Origin of the sequence: Sphingobacterium tabacisoli, from assembly GCF_017908035.1 — a bacterium.
GTDB lineage: Bacteria > Bacteroidota > Bacteroidia > Sphingobacteriales > Sphingobacteriaceae > Sphingobacterium > Sphingobacterium tabacisoli.
Genome location: NZ_JAEQMU010000006.1, coordinates 1 through 15,375, shown reverse-complemented (window position 1 = coordinate 15,375; position 15,375 = coordinate 1). Strand labels below are relative to the sequence as shown.

Sequence of the window (15,375 nt, the reverse complement as noted above, 5' to 3'; positions counted from 1 at the left end):
ATTTGAAGAGTATGAGAATTAAAAATATAGGTCTTGTAATTATTTTAATAGCTACGTCTCTTGGTAGTTGTAAAAAATTCTTAGATGTTAATACCGATAAAACATTTCCACAAGAGGTAAGTCCTGAGGTGCTAATTGCTCCCATCACTTTTAGAATGGCTGAGGGGCTCAGCTTTGATAATAGAACGGTCAACAAATACATACAATATTTTGTAGGGAGTAGTGATAATGTCGAGGGGTCTTTGTACTGGGAAAGACACGGACATAATCAGCCACAAGAAAATGTAGGTGAACGGATGTGGCGAACTGTTTATTTCGATCTAGGTAAAAATCTAGAAGAAATGATACGTTTAGGTAAGGAAGATGGCAAAACAGAATTTGTTGGAATTGGCTATGCCATAAAAGCTTGGGCGTACCAAATGTTAACAGATTTACATGGTCCCATTGTATTGGATCAAGCATTCGAGGAAAACAGGCTTAGTTTTGCCTATCAGGATCAACCTGAAGTTTATGCAAAGGTTCGCCAGTGGTGTGATTCAGCCTTAAAATATCTAAACGCTAAGCCTATTCAAAGCTCGGCAAAACATTTGGCTAGTTATTCCGGAGATAATATATATGGAGGAGATCTGATTAAATGGACAAAATTTACACACGCTATTCGTGCAATTCAATATAGTCGACTTATAAATAAGCCTGCTTTCAAAACCTCTTATGCAGATTCAGTTTTGAAATATACCGACTTGTCTTTTGCAAATTTGAATGATGATGCGAGGGTTAGATTTAGAGCAAGTAGCGAAGCAACCTCTAATGTTTGGGGAACTGAGATTTCGAGATTGAGAAATACTCAATTTATGCATGCTGGAACTCCAATTTTGAAGTATCTAACAGGGGGAATACATGGAGAGTTTAAAGCCGACACGACAAGTTCGACTGACCCACGATTAATGAGAATGCTTGTTAGAACTTTTTCTGATTCGGTCTTCAGGGCTGCTACGCCAGGAGCGGGGGCAGCAAATGCTTCAATTCCAGCAATGGTGGGTAGAATGGACAATAATGAATATTTAGGTAAGTTTATTTTTAAGAATAATGCTAGTTTTCCAATCATTACACATGCCCAAATGTTGTTTATTAGATCCGAAGCTGCGTTTTATAAAGGAGATATGGATGTAGCATACGATTGCTATCGAAGAGGTATTATTGCTAGTATGGATTTTGTCAATTCATATTTGTCAGCAACAGGAATGGGCGATGAAGCTAGAATTTCTGAACCAGAAGCTTTGGCTTATGTGTCAAGTTCTGAAGTCGTTCAGTCAACAGATAAATTGAGCCTGGGTATAAAGGACATTATGTTGCAAAAGTACATTGCGCTGTGGCCGTGGGGATCAATTGAAACTTGGTCAGATATGCGAAAATATCAATATGATTTAAGTATTTATAAACATTTTCACCCAGTTAATTTGTTACATGGAGAATACGCGTATCGATTAAAGCCAAGATACTATTCTGAATATAATTGGAACAGAAAGGAATTGGAAAAATGGGGCGGATTAGAGCCTAATTATGGGACAAAAAAAGTATGGTTTGTAACACCAGATAACTAAAAATGTGAATTATGAGAAATTTTAATTATTTAATATTGGTTCTTTTTTCTTTGATCTTCGCTAGTGCTTGTAAACCTGGCGTAGAAGATTATGGGGATTTGAAACCACTTGATGAGACAAAGGCAGTCGTAAAAGTAATTATTGGTTCAGCATATCCGGGGAATCCTAGGATGTACGTAAAAGCAAATGGCAAGCGCATTACACCAAAAATATTGATGAGGCAGCCTTATCCAGGTGGAGGGTTTGGGACAAATGGTGCTGCAACAAATGAGTTTATTTTACTAGATGCGGGGTCAACTGAATTCGAATTGGCATTACCCCAAAAAGTAGATAATGGTGAAGACTCTATTGTATTTCACAGAGCGAGGTTTGACTTGGAAAAGGGTGGGAAATATACTTTGTTGTTTTCTGATACACTATCAGCAACAAAGGCTACAATTATTAAGGAAAACCTAACAGTTCCAGATTCTGGTACATTTAGATATCAAATTATTAATATGATACCGAATGTAGAATCTGTGGATCTGTATATCGGTAAGTGGGCGTCAGGTACTACTGCTGTTAACCATTCTTCAGAAATGGATACATTAATAATGAGTAACATTAAATATATGGAGGTTAGTGAGCCTTTCGTAATTCGGAGTGGATTTAAACGGACATTCAAAATTCGTCCGCACCAAGCACCCGTAATTGAGTCAAACGTTTTGGCTCGTTATAGCAGTAGTGCAACATCATCTTCAAATTATTTTGAGTATTTGGATCGTAAAGTGCTCACCATTTTTACTATGGGTTATGCAGGTATGACAACTTCAGATCAAATGCCATATTTATCATTTTCAATAACGAGATAGTCATGGGAAATTTAGAAAAAATTAGTTTAAAATATACGTTAGGTTTGGGGATTATTGGTTGTTTATTAATAGGGGGGTGTAAGCAACGGGATGATTATCCGGAGTTTGATAGAGAGGCATACTTTAAGGCAAGTCAAGAAAAGGATAAAGAGATTATAGATACGCAGAAGTCTTGGTATGTAACAACTTTAGAGGACAGTAAAAATAAAATGTTTAAAAGTTTTATCTCTGACACAACATGGACTCTTTCAGAGGGTGTGGAATATGCTAAAATTGTCTTTATTGATGGATTGGATCAACGTCAAATGATACATGTCGTTCAAGCGGATATCAAGAATCCTAAAGTAAAAGTGGTTTCGATGTCGGCATATGGTGTGGCTTTAAACAATAGGCAGGTTTTAGACCAGATGACAGCGGATAATGAAGGGATTGGGGGTAAAATCCTAGCATCAATAAATGGAGATAATATGAGTACATCTACAACAAATACCTACGGGATTACTACCAATGGTTTTGTGTATTATGATAAAGTGATGAAAGCTGTTGCCAGTACGAATGCGAACAAACTTATTCCTTATTTGGGAGTTAAGAAAAGTGGAGAAGTATTCTTGGGAAATAGCCCAAATATTACCACTTATCCTACAACTTGGGTAGAGCAAAGTGAATTAGTCCATCAGGTTTCAGGCCCCACATGGTTAATGTATGGTCCTAATAATACCAATACAGCATCGACATCAGTTCTGGCGCGTAGTATCGTTGGAGTTAATCAAGATGAAAGTAAGTTGTTTTTTGTGGTTTTAGAAGGCAACCGCCCAAATGTGTCGGTTGGTATGGGGCTTCCAAATATGGCCACATTATTAAGGGGGTGGGGGATGTATAAAGGATTTATGCCTTATTACTCACAGTATGGTCAAATGACAATTAGACAAGAGGATTCTAAAGGAAAGACTACTTTTCCTTTAGTGAATGCGCCTACAACTAGTGCTGGAGTAATAGCCCCAGGAACCTTGGCGAATGGAATAGCGATTGTTGTTCCTAAATAGGATGTAGAACTCACTTGATCCTTTCAAGTGAGTTCTTTTTTCAAAACTTCCTAACCATAGCTTTTATTATGCGAAAATTATATTTATCTAGTCTCTCTCTTTTATTTTTTTTCTTTCTATTTATTGTGTCCTGTAAGAAGGATGATGTTGTACCTGAGGAAGTTAAGCCTCCAGTTGACGTTGAGATGAAATCATCCAGTAAGGAGTTGTCTAGTATTTCTATAATGAAGTCAGAAAATAACAGCTTATTGGAGGAAGCTTCTTATACTTATCGTTCTGGGTTTAAGTGTTATGTTACTGTACCTATGCTGGTCGATTTAACCAAAGTATTTATACGTTTTAATATTTCTTCAAGAGCAGCGGTCAAGATCAATGGGGCTTCGCTGAATAATAATGCCGGATTTGTTGATCTCAGCGGAACAAAAGAAATTACTATTGTAGCCGAAGATGGCTCTGTTTCGCCAGTTTACACAATTATGGCCCAGAGAGGGATAAAGGAAATTGATGCGATGATCTATCCATTTATAGAAAAATACGGTATGCCGGCTGTATCCTATGCAATTGGTCGTAACAGTATGGAAGATATTGTTTATCAGAATGCCTCTGGCTTTGCTAATGTTGAAACTAAAGAGAGAGCTACACCAGATCATTTATTTAGACTGGCTTCGATGTCTAAGCAGCATACAGCTATTGCAATTATGAAATTAATCCAAGATGGTAAAGTAGGGATTGATGATTTGGTTTTCGGTCCGGGAGGAATATTGAAGAGTCTGTGGCCGACAGTAGGGCCTATGTCCGCTCAAGTTACTGTAAGACATTTATTAGAGCATACTGCTGGTTATAGCGGTGACCCGATGTTTTCTGCTGCTGACCCTAATACTTTAGAAAGACGTATACAGCTTATGCTTAATTCTTCACAGGTTGCTCCGGGTACAAAGTATGCGTATTATAATATGGGATATGGAACCTTAGGAAAGATAATTGAAGTTGTTACGGGTAAAGATTACTTGACTTATCTGAAAGAGATATATGGACCTGCAGGTGTTTCAAATATATATTTGTCTGCTAATTCGGCATCTACAAGACAACAAAATGAGGTAGTTAGCTATGCACAGAATAACAATAATGCCTATGGCAACCTCGTGGAAGTATACAAGGCTGCTGGAGGTATTATCATTAATAGTAAAGATCTATTTAAGATACTCTATGCAATAGATGGAGGGAGCAAAAAAGCGGATATATTAAATTCGTCTATACGGAATCTAATGTTTACTAAGTCTACCGTGTCAGGAAATAATTATGCGAAAGGTTGGCGAACTAACCATACTTTATTTAAAGGATATTATCATGGGGGGAATTTGGCCGGTACAGCAACTTTTTGGATTTATGGTGAAGAATATAGTGTTGCTGTATTGTTAAATTCAAGATCTTACGATGCTAATTTCGATTCTGATCTTATCGTCCTCACAAAAAATATCATGGATAAAGCTAAGGAGTTGAATCTTTAAATGTTATATTTTAACTTATAGGCGATATGGTTTTACAAACAGGATTAAAAAATAGGATATTCCTTTAACTATAAAAGAGTATGAAAATATTAAAGTTTCTATTGTTAATTATGTTTCCATGGAATTTGCAATCAACCGATCTTTCAGATTCTATATCTGTTGGGGTGCCACGGGATACTATAGACAAAATCTTCTATTCAGTTGAGGCACCACTTGAACCAAAAGGTGGAATGGATTTGTTTTTTGATCGTCTTGCTAGGTTTCTTGAACCTTCAGCAGAGCGATCTGGTACTTACCTGTACTTTTATGTTGCAAAGAATGGAAAACTCTATGTAGAAAATGTCTCTCCTACATCAATGGTTATTAACGATTTTATTAGTAGAGAGAAACCTTGGAGCCCCGGTATCCACAGCGGACAAGCTAAGTTAACCTGTGTGTATGTGAAGTTGCCAATACAAGAAGGGGAAAAGCCGGTTTATAACCGACATACAGCTTATGAAGAACTATACAAATCAAATCATTTTGGTTTATATTATTCCTATGTCTATCCAGATTTCCCTTATGTGGATGAGGTTGTATCAGTAATCAATGATAATGGTCAGTACAGTGCACCTATAATTCATAAAGGAAATAATACCAAGGATCTAGTCTCTTTTTTAATAGGTTCGAATACAAGTGCTGAGGAAAGTAGTATTCAAACGGGACGAATTTATTTTTATTTGCTCCCCAAATAATTGCTAATCTCTTTTTATATTATTGCAAGTAGCAAGATATACCTCTTTGTTTAGTTGCGGTAGTATTGCTTTTTAACCATAAGGAATTGCGATTGCAGGCCGCGTATTGGCGCACCACCTCCATGTGCAAGTGTTTGGGCTTTGCGCGCTATCGTTACTCCTCGTAGTGAGATCTTGTAGACTTCAGAGTCTAAAGCTTAGACGCTAGGCGCTAGTTGTTGTGTCTCAGAGGCTGGTTGCTGTGGTCGGCACGTTAGCTGCTTGATAGTAGACATTAGTCGTTCGTCTCCATGCGCCAGCTGTTTGGTTTCATACGCTAGCTGTCGCGGTCGGTACATTAGCTTGTATGTTCTAGATGATAGCAGTTCGACTCTACGTGTTAGTTGTTGCATTCTATACGCTAGCGTGTAGGCTCTGTACGCTAGCGCGTAGCGTTTGCGATGTAGCTCGACGAAATTCTGTTTAAGACGTTTTTTGAAGTCTTAAATATGGGTTTAAAGTAGTTTTAGCCTTTATTTTTTGCTGTTTTTGAAGAAAATAATGACGTGTAAAGGTTTGGAAAATGGCAAAAATTATTTTGAACCTCCCCACGTATTTGGCCGAAAAACAAACCTTTGTGAACAAAATGTTGTCCTAAATGAGAATTCCAATTTTTAGTCTCATCTCTCGTGAAATCATCAAGTAGCGGATTGTTACTAAAGTCTGGTTGTAGATGGGGAATTGAGTATTACTTTTTAGGTCTAACGGATAAAATTTTCTAAGAAAATTACTATAAATTCATCTCCCCACCGATAAAAGCAAATCATTTGCCTAACTTTAATAAGACGTGGATAATGTGCCGTATTGTTGTTTGTCTATATCACGTTCTTTGTAATCTTCGGTGAGGTGTAAAAAATCATGTATATCGGGATCTTTTAGAGTCTGGTGTTGGGATGCGATTATTTAAAAAAGTTTTTTTTAGATTGTTTATTATGAGTCTGTTAAAGTTGGTGATGGTGTTGTTGTGTCTGAGTCACGTTAAATTAAAATTAATGTAAAAATGAAAAAGGCAGTAGTTTTATTAAGAGGATTTATATTGATCTGTATGCCATTTGTGGCAGCGGGGCAACAGAGGTGTTTTATAGTAGATATGGATTCTGTGTCTGCAGATTACAAAATCACTCATTTTACTCTTTCGACACAGGAACTCTATGGGATTGATCTCGATATCGATGTGTTTAATGTCTTGCCTATACTGAAGGAAAACCCAAGATTTGATAGCGAGTATTTGATGGCGCCTACCCGTTACCTTTTTACTTTTTCTGTGCTACCGGTGTTTGATGGGAAATCCAAGTGGATCGAATATGACCAGAAGCCAGACGATATAGATTACTTGAGCTTTGAACGGTTGCAGACATTAGGGAGAAAAACTCTTCACGATCTTCCCTATGTGGATGTGCCTGCACAGTATGGTATTCTGTTTAAAAAAGGTAATAAATATTATAGGTCCAGGGCTTCTTTCTTGCAGGTGTTTTATGTACAGGATTATCCTGATGTATTTACCATCCCGCGTCATGTCATCGATATCAATCAACCCTTGCTTACCATCAAGCAGATGAAGGGTATTTATGAAAACGAATTCAAGGGAGGCGAGTTTCCTATCGTCCCGGGTGTATATGCTCGGAAATATGACAACTATAGTCTGGAACGTTTTTACCTATCTTCAAAGCCAGCTTTGCAAAATGGCGAGGTAGGGTATCAGTTTTGGACTTTTGTCCCTTGGGGGCGTGTCATGGATGATCATGAGTGGGAGCGTGGCATAGATCGGTTTGTGTATGTTCCGGGCAAAGGTATTGTAGGGGGCTCGTACGATTTCTATTTTAAGGATCCTTTATCGAGAGAATATAAACCTGTAGCGCGCCGGAAGATCAATATGTTGGAGTTTAAACAGAATATATTTGATGAAAAGGTGATGCTCGCCAAAGAGGTGCAGTAAAGCTTTCTTGCCGAATTAGGGTTAAAAGGAATGGTTCTCCAGGATTAACTATGGCTTGTGAAAACAATTTTGCTTTCTACAAAGGGCAAAATAAAATAATAGTTCCTTGTTTAGAACAACCGATCTCTTTGTAGAGAAAAGGGGACTGTCGTTTAAAAATAGATGTTCCATTTTAGTAAAAAGGAGTCCCTTTTTACAGATAAGTGACTACAAGTTCGCAATAAGTGACACCTTTTTCTGAAAAAGGTGTCACTTATTTTCCAAAAGAGGATGGTTATTTTGATGTTTTTACTTGGCATCTGGCACGATATGGGTTCGCTATTTATGCCTAAGGTTTCGTGGTGTACCTATATGGAACTGCCACATACCTAAAGTGTTTCTCTCTGTCACGATATGGGTTCGCTATTTATGCCTAAGGTTTCGTGGTGTACCTATATGGAACTGCCACATACCTAAAGTGTTTCTCTCTGGCACGATATGGGTTCGCTATTTATGCCTAAGGTTTTGTGGTGTACCTATATGGAACTGCCACATACCTAAAGTGTTTCTCTCTGGTGCGATATGGGTTCGCTATTTATGCCTAAGGTTTTGTGGCATACCTATATGGGACTGCCTCATACCTAAAATGTTTCAGTCTGTCACGATATGGGTTCGCTATTTATGCCTAAGGTTTTGTGGTGTACCTATATGGAACTGCCACATACCTAAAGTGTTACTCTCTGGCACGATATGGTTTCGCTATTTGTGCATAAGGTTTTGTGGCGCACCTATATGGAACTGCCACATAGCTAAAATGTTTCACTCCGGAACCATACGGGTTTGCTATTTGGGTATAATGTTTTGCGGCGTACCTATATGGAAGTATAGTATACCTATATTGGAGTGCGAGATACTCCCTATAGTGTAGTTATATGGTTCAGCGATGGATGTATATGGTTTAGAGGACGGTTATTTAGTCTGCTAATACTATAGATCGTATTAAGAACCTATTAAGAAGGCAACTGTGTGCGAACTGAGCCTTAGGTGCTACTACCCTGTGTCTAAGGTAGACTCGCACTCAACACGGATCCAAGGTACTTTGAGTAAGAATCTAGAATGTGTTAGTTGTAGATTATGGTTGAAGATAGGGAGTGTAGTTGCGATTACATTGAGGATAAAGAAAGATACTCTCTTTGCACACCAGTTTCTGATCAATGATTCCCATCGTACTTAATGAAATGTAAGTCATTTATTTGAAACTTAGCTTTGATGGCTCGACTTGTAGCTACAAGATCTATTATAATGCTATCGAATTACTCGCTTTTCTAATTAGTCTTTTTTAGTTTTTGCTAGCTTTTTCTCTTCTTCTTTTTTGATGTTTTTTAATACTCTTTCCATTTCGGTTTTTAGCAATTGATTTTTGATGACATTCATGATTAACCCAGGGTCAATATTAATAATCAAAGACATTCGGGTTATCTCCGATGGTGAAAAATCTTCTGGGTTTAATAGTTTTGCTCCGTAGCGTCCTTGATTCATTCCGATTAATGCCGCTATTCTCGTGGATTTTTGTTTATCTAATTGACTCATTTTTGTAACTGAACCACTTTCGAATGCGGCTTTAATCATCAAAAACTCTTGATGAATTCTATCTGGTATTGCCATAATATCGATTATTTGTAACACTATGAAATTCCAATTTGCACATCCTAAACATATAAGTAAATTTATAATTACTTATATGTTTGTAAAAACTTACATATATGTAAGTTTTTAACTATATTTGTATAGTTAAAACTCTGTAGTGTGTTACTACAGAATAAAAGGCATATTTATTAAAGTCTTGCTCTCACATTCTGACGACGGCTAGCAAGGCAGCAGGATATGCCCTAACACTATCTTATAAAGTGCTATATTTGGCATCAATAATAAGATAAGTGTGGGGTCTGCTGTTTACCTGTGAAGCCGTAAGTCGTCAGAAAATTTATGTGGGACACGGGATGCAGGCTCCATGCTTATTGCTTTAGTCTTTCCCAAAAGCAAGGCTCGTTTAGCAGATAACGAGTATGAATTTAAAAAAGCAATTTCAAAAAAATCTAATTTGTGCCCCCGAATAGTTCGGTCGGCGGATGTGGTCTAGATGACCATTCTTTTCGGTGCAGCTTCCAATTATAAACATTATGAAATCCCTGATATACACCACAAAGAGAAGACTGCCGAATTTTAAGAATCAATTTTATTTATTAAACCGTGTGACCTGATCAAGATTAGGTACGGTTGGTTATTGATGGAAGTAACGCTCTGACCCGCCCTTATTAGGTCACACCTAAAGAACCCTAAAATGATGAATTTTAATAAGGGTGGGAGAGGTCTGCTCTTTTTAGAAGACGATGTCTCATTCATCCCAACAACAATTAAGACATTATCACTAACTATAATATACTGTGTGTTGTTTAGTATGGCCTTGGTTACTCCTGCTCAAGGGCAGGAGGCTACTGGCCTTTTACGGATTAAACCTCTAAGTGTAGGGCAGAAAGTGCCAGATGATTTTTGGACGAAGGAACATCTTTTTTACATCAATGGTGATACAGTAAGAAAGACATTTGAAGAACACAGAGGGAAAATGGTTGTTCTTGATTTTTGGTTTTCTGGTTGTTTCAATTGTCTGTTGCACCAAAACGAGATAGACTTTTTTAAGGAGAAGTATGCAGATGAATTGGTCGTGGTTATGGTTAATACAAAACGAACGAAGGAGGATCAGGAAAAGCTTAATCGCTTTACTAAAAGCGAAGCTTTTCTAAATCTCAAATTATCCAACCTAATCTCGGTTATTGAGGACGATTATCTTGAGAGGCTTTTTGCGCCTTCCGCATATCCTAGTTATTGTTGGATAAACGATATTGGTTTGTATCAGTTAAAGACATTCCGAAATTTACTTGATCGACAATATATTGCTCCATTTATTGATAAGAAATCATGAAGGGAATAAGCTTGTTATTGGGGGTACTGGTTCTAGGGACTGTTGTACAAGCTCAGGTTTTGTTGGTTGGAGTGGTGAAAGATAGTTTGGGTAATCCTATGGAAAAGGCTACTGTAACGGAGAAACTAGGAGGTAGAAGTGTAAAAACGGATGCGAGAGGTAGATTTCAAGTTCAAACCATACATAACCAAGGGCAATTGTTGATTCAGCATGTGGGGTATACGCAGGTATCGAAAGTGTTTGATTCTAATGTTCGAGAATTTTCTATTGTACTTAAAGCTAGTTCTGTAGATATTGAGGAAGTTATTGTTTCTACGGGGTATCAGAATATTCCTCGCGAGCGTGCTACAGGCTCTTTTTCCCTGGTGACTGGCGATCTTTTCAATCAACAAGAGGGGACAGATATTTTATCAAGATTGCCTGCTATTGCTAATAGTGTGGTAATGGATGCGGGAAGAAGTCAATATAGCCCACAGATGATGATAAGAGGGTTGAGTACAATCAAGGGGCCTAAGGATCCACTCATAGTGGTTGATAATTTCCCTTATGATGGTGATTTGATCAATCTCAATCCTAATCTGGTGGAGAGCATCACTATTCTGAAGGATGCAGCAGCGGCTAGTATTTGGGGAGCTCGGGCTGCTAATGGAGTTATTGTGATTACAACAAAAAATGGAAAGTTTAACACGCCGGTATCTGTTGGGGTTAGATCCAACGTCACTATCGGAAAGAAGCCAGATCTGTCCTATATTCCTCAGATGTCTTCTTCTGATTTTATAGATGTAGAAAAAGAGTTGTATTCCCGTGGTTTTTATAAGAGTAGTATTAATTCGAACGGTAAGCCTTGGCTTAGCCCTGTTGTTGATTTGTTGGATCTTTCTGATAAGGGAAAGATGTCTGAGGAGGATGTTGTAAATATCATCGATAGCTGGAGGGAGGTCGATTCTAGAGATGATTTTAGCCGATTTATGTATAAACCAGCAGTAAGGCAACAGTATTTTCTGGACGCATCGGGGGGTACAGCGAAATTCTCTTGGTTATCTTTTATGGGGTATGATCATAATAAAGAAAGCTTAGGGGAGACTTATCAGCGGCTAAATCTGCGATTGCAAAACATATATCGTTTTTCTGAACGATTGTCCTTAGCCGCAAATTTGTATTATACGCAATCGATAAGTGCCTCTGGTAGGCTGGGGTATAATGACGTGCCTAATCTTCTGCCTTATATGCATTTGGCGGACGTAGATGGGGATCCTCTTGCGGTACCTAGAAACTATCGGCAGAGTTTCGTGGAAAAATTGGAAGAAGGAAAATTGTTGGATTGGAGTTATTATCCATTAACAGACTGGAAGTATCAGGTGCGAAACAATAAGCTGTCAGATGTCTTGGTTAACACTGAAATACAGTACGGACTTTTAAAAGGTTTCAATGCTGCTGTAAATTATCAGTATGAAAGACAGCAGACTTTAGTGACGAGTTTGTCTGATGAGAAAGGCTATGTAGCTAGAGATTACATAAATCGTTTTGCTCAAACGGTAGGGGATGAAATTAAGTTTATAATCCCTAAAGGAAGTATTCTAGATAAATCTAGTGGCTGGATGGATGCCCATAATATCCGAGGTAAGTTGAGCTTTGACAATAAGTTTGGAGATCATTACATGAATGCATTAGCGGGTGTTGAGGGTAGATTGGCGCATTCGCAGGGGCAGGGAAATAGATTTTATGGATACAATACCCATAATTTAACGGTGGCTAATATTGATTATACTCGGCCTTATCCGAATTTTATCACTGGAGGAGGTGCATATATACCGAGTAATCAATCTCTATCGGATATAGATACAAGATTTGTCTCTCAGTTTGTGAATGCAGCATATACATATGGGGATCGTTATACTGTATCGGGGAGCGCACGAAGGGATGCCAGTAATTTGTTTGGGCTAAAAACAAATGATCAATGGAATCCTTTCTGGTCGACAGGTGCCTCTTGGAAATTGTCTAGCGAAAGGTTCTATCAATGGGAAGCTGTTCCTTATGTAAGTATCAGGTCTACCTATGGGTTTAGTGGTAATGTGGATCCTGCGATGGTGGCTGTCAATACGATAAGGTTTGTAGATCCTTCTGTATTTACGGGCGATCCGATTGCTGTATTCGATAATTGGTACAACCCAAATTTGAAATGGGAGACAACAAGAATGTTTAATATCGCAATTGATTTCCGTCTACAGAAAAATCGCTTGTCAGGTAGTGTCGAATACTTTCATAAAAAGGGTGAAAACTTATTTGGAGTAGCACCAATTGATTATACCACAGGAGTGCCTCCTTATTTTTTAAGAAATGTTGCCGATATGTCTGGAAGGGGATTGGATATTGAGTTAAAGAGTGTGAATCTTGAAGGGATGCTCCGATGGAATACACTTTTGAATTTTAGCTTGTATAGGGATAAGATTGAAGAGTATAATATCGAGCGTACTGTGGCTCGAGAATATGTTAATACAGCGATACCGCCCATTTCAGGGATAGCCGGCCACCCTGTATATACAATATATGCTTATCGGTGGGCAGGGTTGGATCCGAATACTGGCGAAGCACAGGGATATTTAAATGGTGAAATCAGTAAGAACTATAGTAGTATAACTGGAACAGGTACGAAGGTAGAAGACTTAGTGTATTTTGGATCTGCAGTTCCCACTCACTACGGTAATATGGTGAATACATTTTCTTATAAAAGATTCCAATTGCAATTTGGACTTGCTTATAAGCTTGGGTATTGGTTTAGACGCCCATCTATCAACTATACAGATTTGTTCAATAGTAGGTCTGGGCATGTTGATTACGCTAAGCGATGGCAAAACCCTGGTGATGAAAAGATGACCGATGTTCCCGTTAATCTATTTACGACAAATAATAATAGAGATCGATTTTATTCAGGCTCAAGTGTACTAGTGGAGAAAGGAGATCATGTTCGTCTGCAATACATTAATCTAGGTTATGATCTTAATGTGGGAAAAGGGTTTCATCAACTTAGGCTAAACCTCAATATCGATAATGTGGGCATCTTATGGAAAGCAAATAAGGCAGGTATTGATCCGGATTTTAACATAGGGGTAGGACGGGTTAAAAAGCCTACAAATTATACAATTGGAGTTAGGGCCAGTTTTTAAAAATAAACAACTATGCAAAAAAAGAAAAATATTGATTTTCAGCTTGTGCTAACTATAGTGTTGACTATGGTATTGTCAGGTTGTGAAAGTTTCTTGTCGGAAAAATCTGATAAAAGCTTGGGTACTCCCTCTACGATAGAGGATTTTGAAGCACTTTTGAATGATTGGGGAGTTTTGAATTCTACTTTTTCTTCTCTAGGTGATGCTAGTAGTGATGATCTTTATTTGACAACAGAGGATTATAACGGGCTACATTATGAGAGCGATAAACGGCTCTACACATGGCAACCTGATTATGTGTCGAGAAGTGTCGCTTCGGCAGGGAATGAGTGGGCTCATTGTTATAATGCGATATATGTGTGTAATGCTGTGTTGGACGGTCTAGAGAAGAATGGTCTGAAAGGTTATGAAACGGATAAATTGAAAGGGCAGGCACTGACCTTTAGAGCCGCTCGATATCTAGACGGTGTACAGATATGGTCGCCTGTATATCGACAAGAGACTGCTGATGTGGAGCTAGGGATGGTGATCCGTCTAGATCCTGATGTGAATATTATTTCAGCAAGAGCTACTGTGGGAGAGACCTATAGTCAGATTATTAAGGACCTAGAGGAAGCACTTCCTTTATTGCCTCTGACATCAGTGTCACCTGCTTTGCCAACGAAAGCTGCTGCTCACGGTTTATTAGCGCGGGTTTATCTGGTAATTGGTGATTATGCTGAATCGTTGAGACACGCTGAAGAATCACTGAAGTATAATGAAGAATTGATTGATTTTAATGGTTTGAGTGTGGAAGCGAGTTTCCCGATTCCAGTCGTTAATCAAATGAGCAAAGAAATTATTTTTTTTACAAGAATGTATTCTTCCGAGATTGTCAATAACTTGAATATAGCGAGGGTATCAAGTTCGCTTTATGAATTGTATAAGCAAGGTGATCTGAGACGGGATATCTATTTTAGGAAGGATAACGCTGGTAACTTTTATTTTAAGGGAACTCATATGGGGCATCGCGGATTGATAACTGGAATTACTACAAGTGAATTGATGTTGATTATAGCGGAGTGCAATGTGCGTTTGAAGAAGCTCTCTGATGGTGCATTCGTTTTGAATAAGCTGTTGGTTAAGAGATGGGATAATGGCCATTTTGTACCATATACATTTGAAAATACTAAAGATGCGCTGACTATCGTGCTAGAAGAGAGAAGGAAAGAACTGCTATTTAGAGGGCTACGTTGGGGGGATCTTAAAAGATTTAATAGAGATGGTGCTGAAATAACGTTGACACGGATAATCGGTGACACATATACATTACAGCCTAATGATAAACGATATGCAATCGCTATTCCTGAGGATATTGTAGATATAAGTAGGGTTAAACAAAATCCAAGATAGGCAGGTGCTAAATTACTAAGAGACTGTCTCCTATGTTTGTTGTAAGCAAATATAGGAGACATTTTTTGTTTTATAGATTTGCTTTATATAGTGAGAAGAGGAAGAGCCAAGGGTTGTCTTAGTAGCTTTCGTAGGCATACTGATTTTT

10 protein-coding genes are annotated in these 15,375 nt (G+C 38.1%); 9 read left to right on the top strand and 1 reads right to left on the bottom strand.

Going from position 1 to position 15,375, the window contains the following annotated elements; genetic code table 11:
* The first annotated feature begins 11 nt into the window (after positions 1-11).
* From JKG64_RS18870 to JKG64_RS18845, 6 genes are all read left to right on the top strand, one after another.
* Entirely contained in the window at positions 12-1,601 is a 1,590-nt protein-coding gene (locus JKG64_RS18870) for a SusD/RagB family nutrient-binding outer membrane lipoprotein (protein WP_246512687.1), read from the top strand.
* An 11-nt stretch (positions 1,602-1,612) separates the two neighbouring features.
* The gene (locus JKG64_RS18865; protein WP_210355823.1) at positions 1,613-2,452 is read left to right on the top strand and encodes a DUF4397 domain-containing protein; all 840 of its coding nucleotides are present in this window, start codon (positions 1,613-1,615) and stop codon (positions 2,450-2,452) included.
* A 2-nt stretch (positions 2,453-2,454) separates the two neighbouring features.
* On the top strand, positions 2,455-3,495 hold the full coding sequence (locus tag JKG64_RS18860; RefSeq protein ID WP_210355822.1) for a phosphodiester glycosidase family protein: 1,041 nt from the start codon (positions 2,455-2,457) through the stop codon (positions 3,493-3,495).
* Positions 3,496-3,563: 68 nt separating this feature from the next.
* Positions 3,564-5,003, top strand: a complete 1,440-nt coding sequence (locus tag JKG64_RS18855) for a serine hydrolase domain-containing protein (protein ID WP_210355821.1) — start codon at positions 3,564-3,566, stop codon at positions 5,001-5,003.
* Positions 5,004-5,083: 80 nt separating this feature from the next.
* Positions 5,084-5,737 carry a hypothetical protein gene (locus JKG64_RS18850; protein ID WP_210355820.1) on the top strand — a complete coding sequence of 218 codons (654 nt, stop codon included), beginning with the start codon at positions 5,084-5,086 and terminating at the stop codon, positions 5,735-5,737.
* 1,039 nt (positions 5,738-6,776) lie between these two features.
* Positions 6,777-7,712, top strand: coding sequence for a hypothetical protein (locus JKG64_RS18845; protein WP_210355819.1), 936 nt, complete (start codon positions 6,777-6,779; stop codon positions 7,710-7,712).
* Positions 7,713-9,020: 1,308 nt separating this feature from the next.
* Here the strand turns inward: JKG64_RS18845 and JKG64_RS18840 are convergent.
* Positions 9,021-9,356, bottom strand: a complete 336-nt coding sequence (locus tag JKG64_RS18840; protein WP_210355818.1) for a hypothetical protein — start codon at positions 9,354-9,356, stop codon at positions 9,021-9,023.
* A gap of 676 nt (positions 9,357-10,032) precedes the next feature.
* Between JKG64_RS18840 and JKG64_RS18835 the strand changes: the two genes are divergently transcribed.
* Genes JKG64_RS18835 through JKG64_RS18825 form a run of 3 tightly spaced genes read left to right on the top strand, consistent with a single transcriptional unit; the run spans position 10,033 to position 15,227 of the window.
* Positions 10,033-10,671 (top strand): TlpA family protein disulfide reductase, encoded by a 639-nt coding sequence (locus JKG64_RS18835; protein ID WP_210355817.1) that lies wholly within the window; start codon positions 10,033-10,035, stop codon positions 10,669-10,671.
* Positions 10,668-13,835: a SusC/RagA family TonB-linked outer membrane protein gene (locus tag JKG64_RS18830; protein ID WP_210355816.1), complete on the top strand. Its 3,168-nt coding sequence runs from the start codon at positions 10,668-10,670 to the stop codon at positions 13,833-13,835. The genes JKG64_RS18835 and JKG64_RS18830 overlap by 4 nt, the downstream gene beginning before the upstream one ends.
* A gap of 12 nt (positions 13,836-13,847) precedes the next feature.
* Entirely contained in the window at positions 13,848-15,227 is a 1,380-nt protein-coding gene (locus JKG64_RS18825; protein WP_210355815.1) for a RagB/SusD family nutrient uptake outer membrane protein, read from the top strand.
* Positions 15,228-15,375 lie beyond the last annotated feature (148 nt).

What these genes read in the sequence shown, in the direction of transcription:
- JKG64_RS18830 (WP_210355816.1), top strand. Translation starts at nt 10,668, where the DNA reads ATGAAGGGAATAAGCTTGTTATTGGGGGTACTGGTTCTAGGGACTGTT.
- JKG64_RS18840 (WP_210355818.1), bottom strand. Translation starts at nt 9,356, where the DNA reads ATGGCAATACCAGATAGAATTCATCAAGAGTTTTTGATGATTAAAGCC.
- JKG64_RS18825 (WP_210355815.1), top strand. Translation starts at nt 13,848, where the DNA reads ATGCAAAAAAAGAAAAATATTGATTTTCAGCTTGTGCTAACTATAGTG.
- JKG64_RS18845 (WP_210355819.1), top strand. Translation starts at nt 6,777, where the DNA reads ATGAAAAAGGCAGTAGTTTTATTAAGAGGATTTATATTGATCTGTATG.
- JKG64_RS18835 (WP_210355817.1), top strand. Translation starts at nt 10,033, where the DNA reads ATGATGAATTTTAATAAGGGTGGGAGAGGTCTGCTCTTTTTAGAAGAC.
- JKG64_RS18855 (WP_210355821.1), top strand. Translation starts at nt 3,564, where the DNA reads ATGCGAAAATTATATTTATCTAGTCTCTCTCTTTTATTTTTTTTCTTT.
- JKG64_RS18865 (WP_210355823.1), top strand. Translation starts at nt 1,613, where the DNA reads ATGAGAAATTTTAATTATTTAATATTGGTTCTTTTTTCTTTGATCTTC.
- JKG64_RS18870 (WP_246512687.1), top strand. Translation starts at nt 12, where the DNA reads ATGAGAATTAAAAATATAGGTCTTGTAATTATTTTAATAGCTACGTCT.
- JKG64_RS18850 (WP_210355820.1), top strand. Translation starts at nt 5,084, where the DNA reads ATGAAAATATTAAAGTTTCTATTGTTAATTATGTTTCCATGGAATTTG.
- JKG64_RS18860 (WP_210355822.1), top strand. Translation starts at nt 2,455, where the DNA reads ATGGGAAATTTAGAAAAAATTAGTTTAAAATATACGTTAGGTTTGGGG.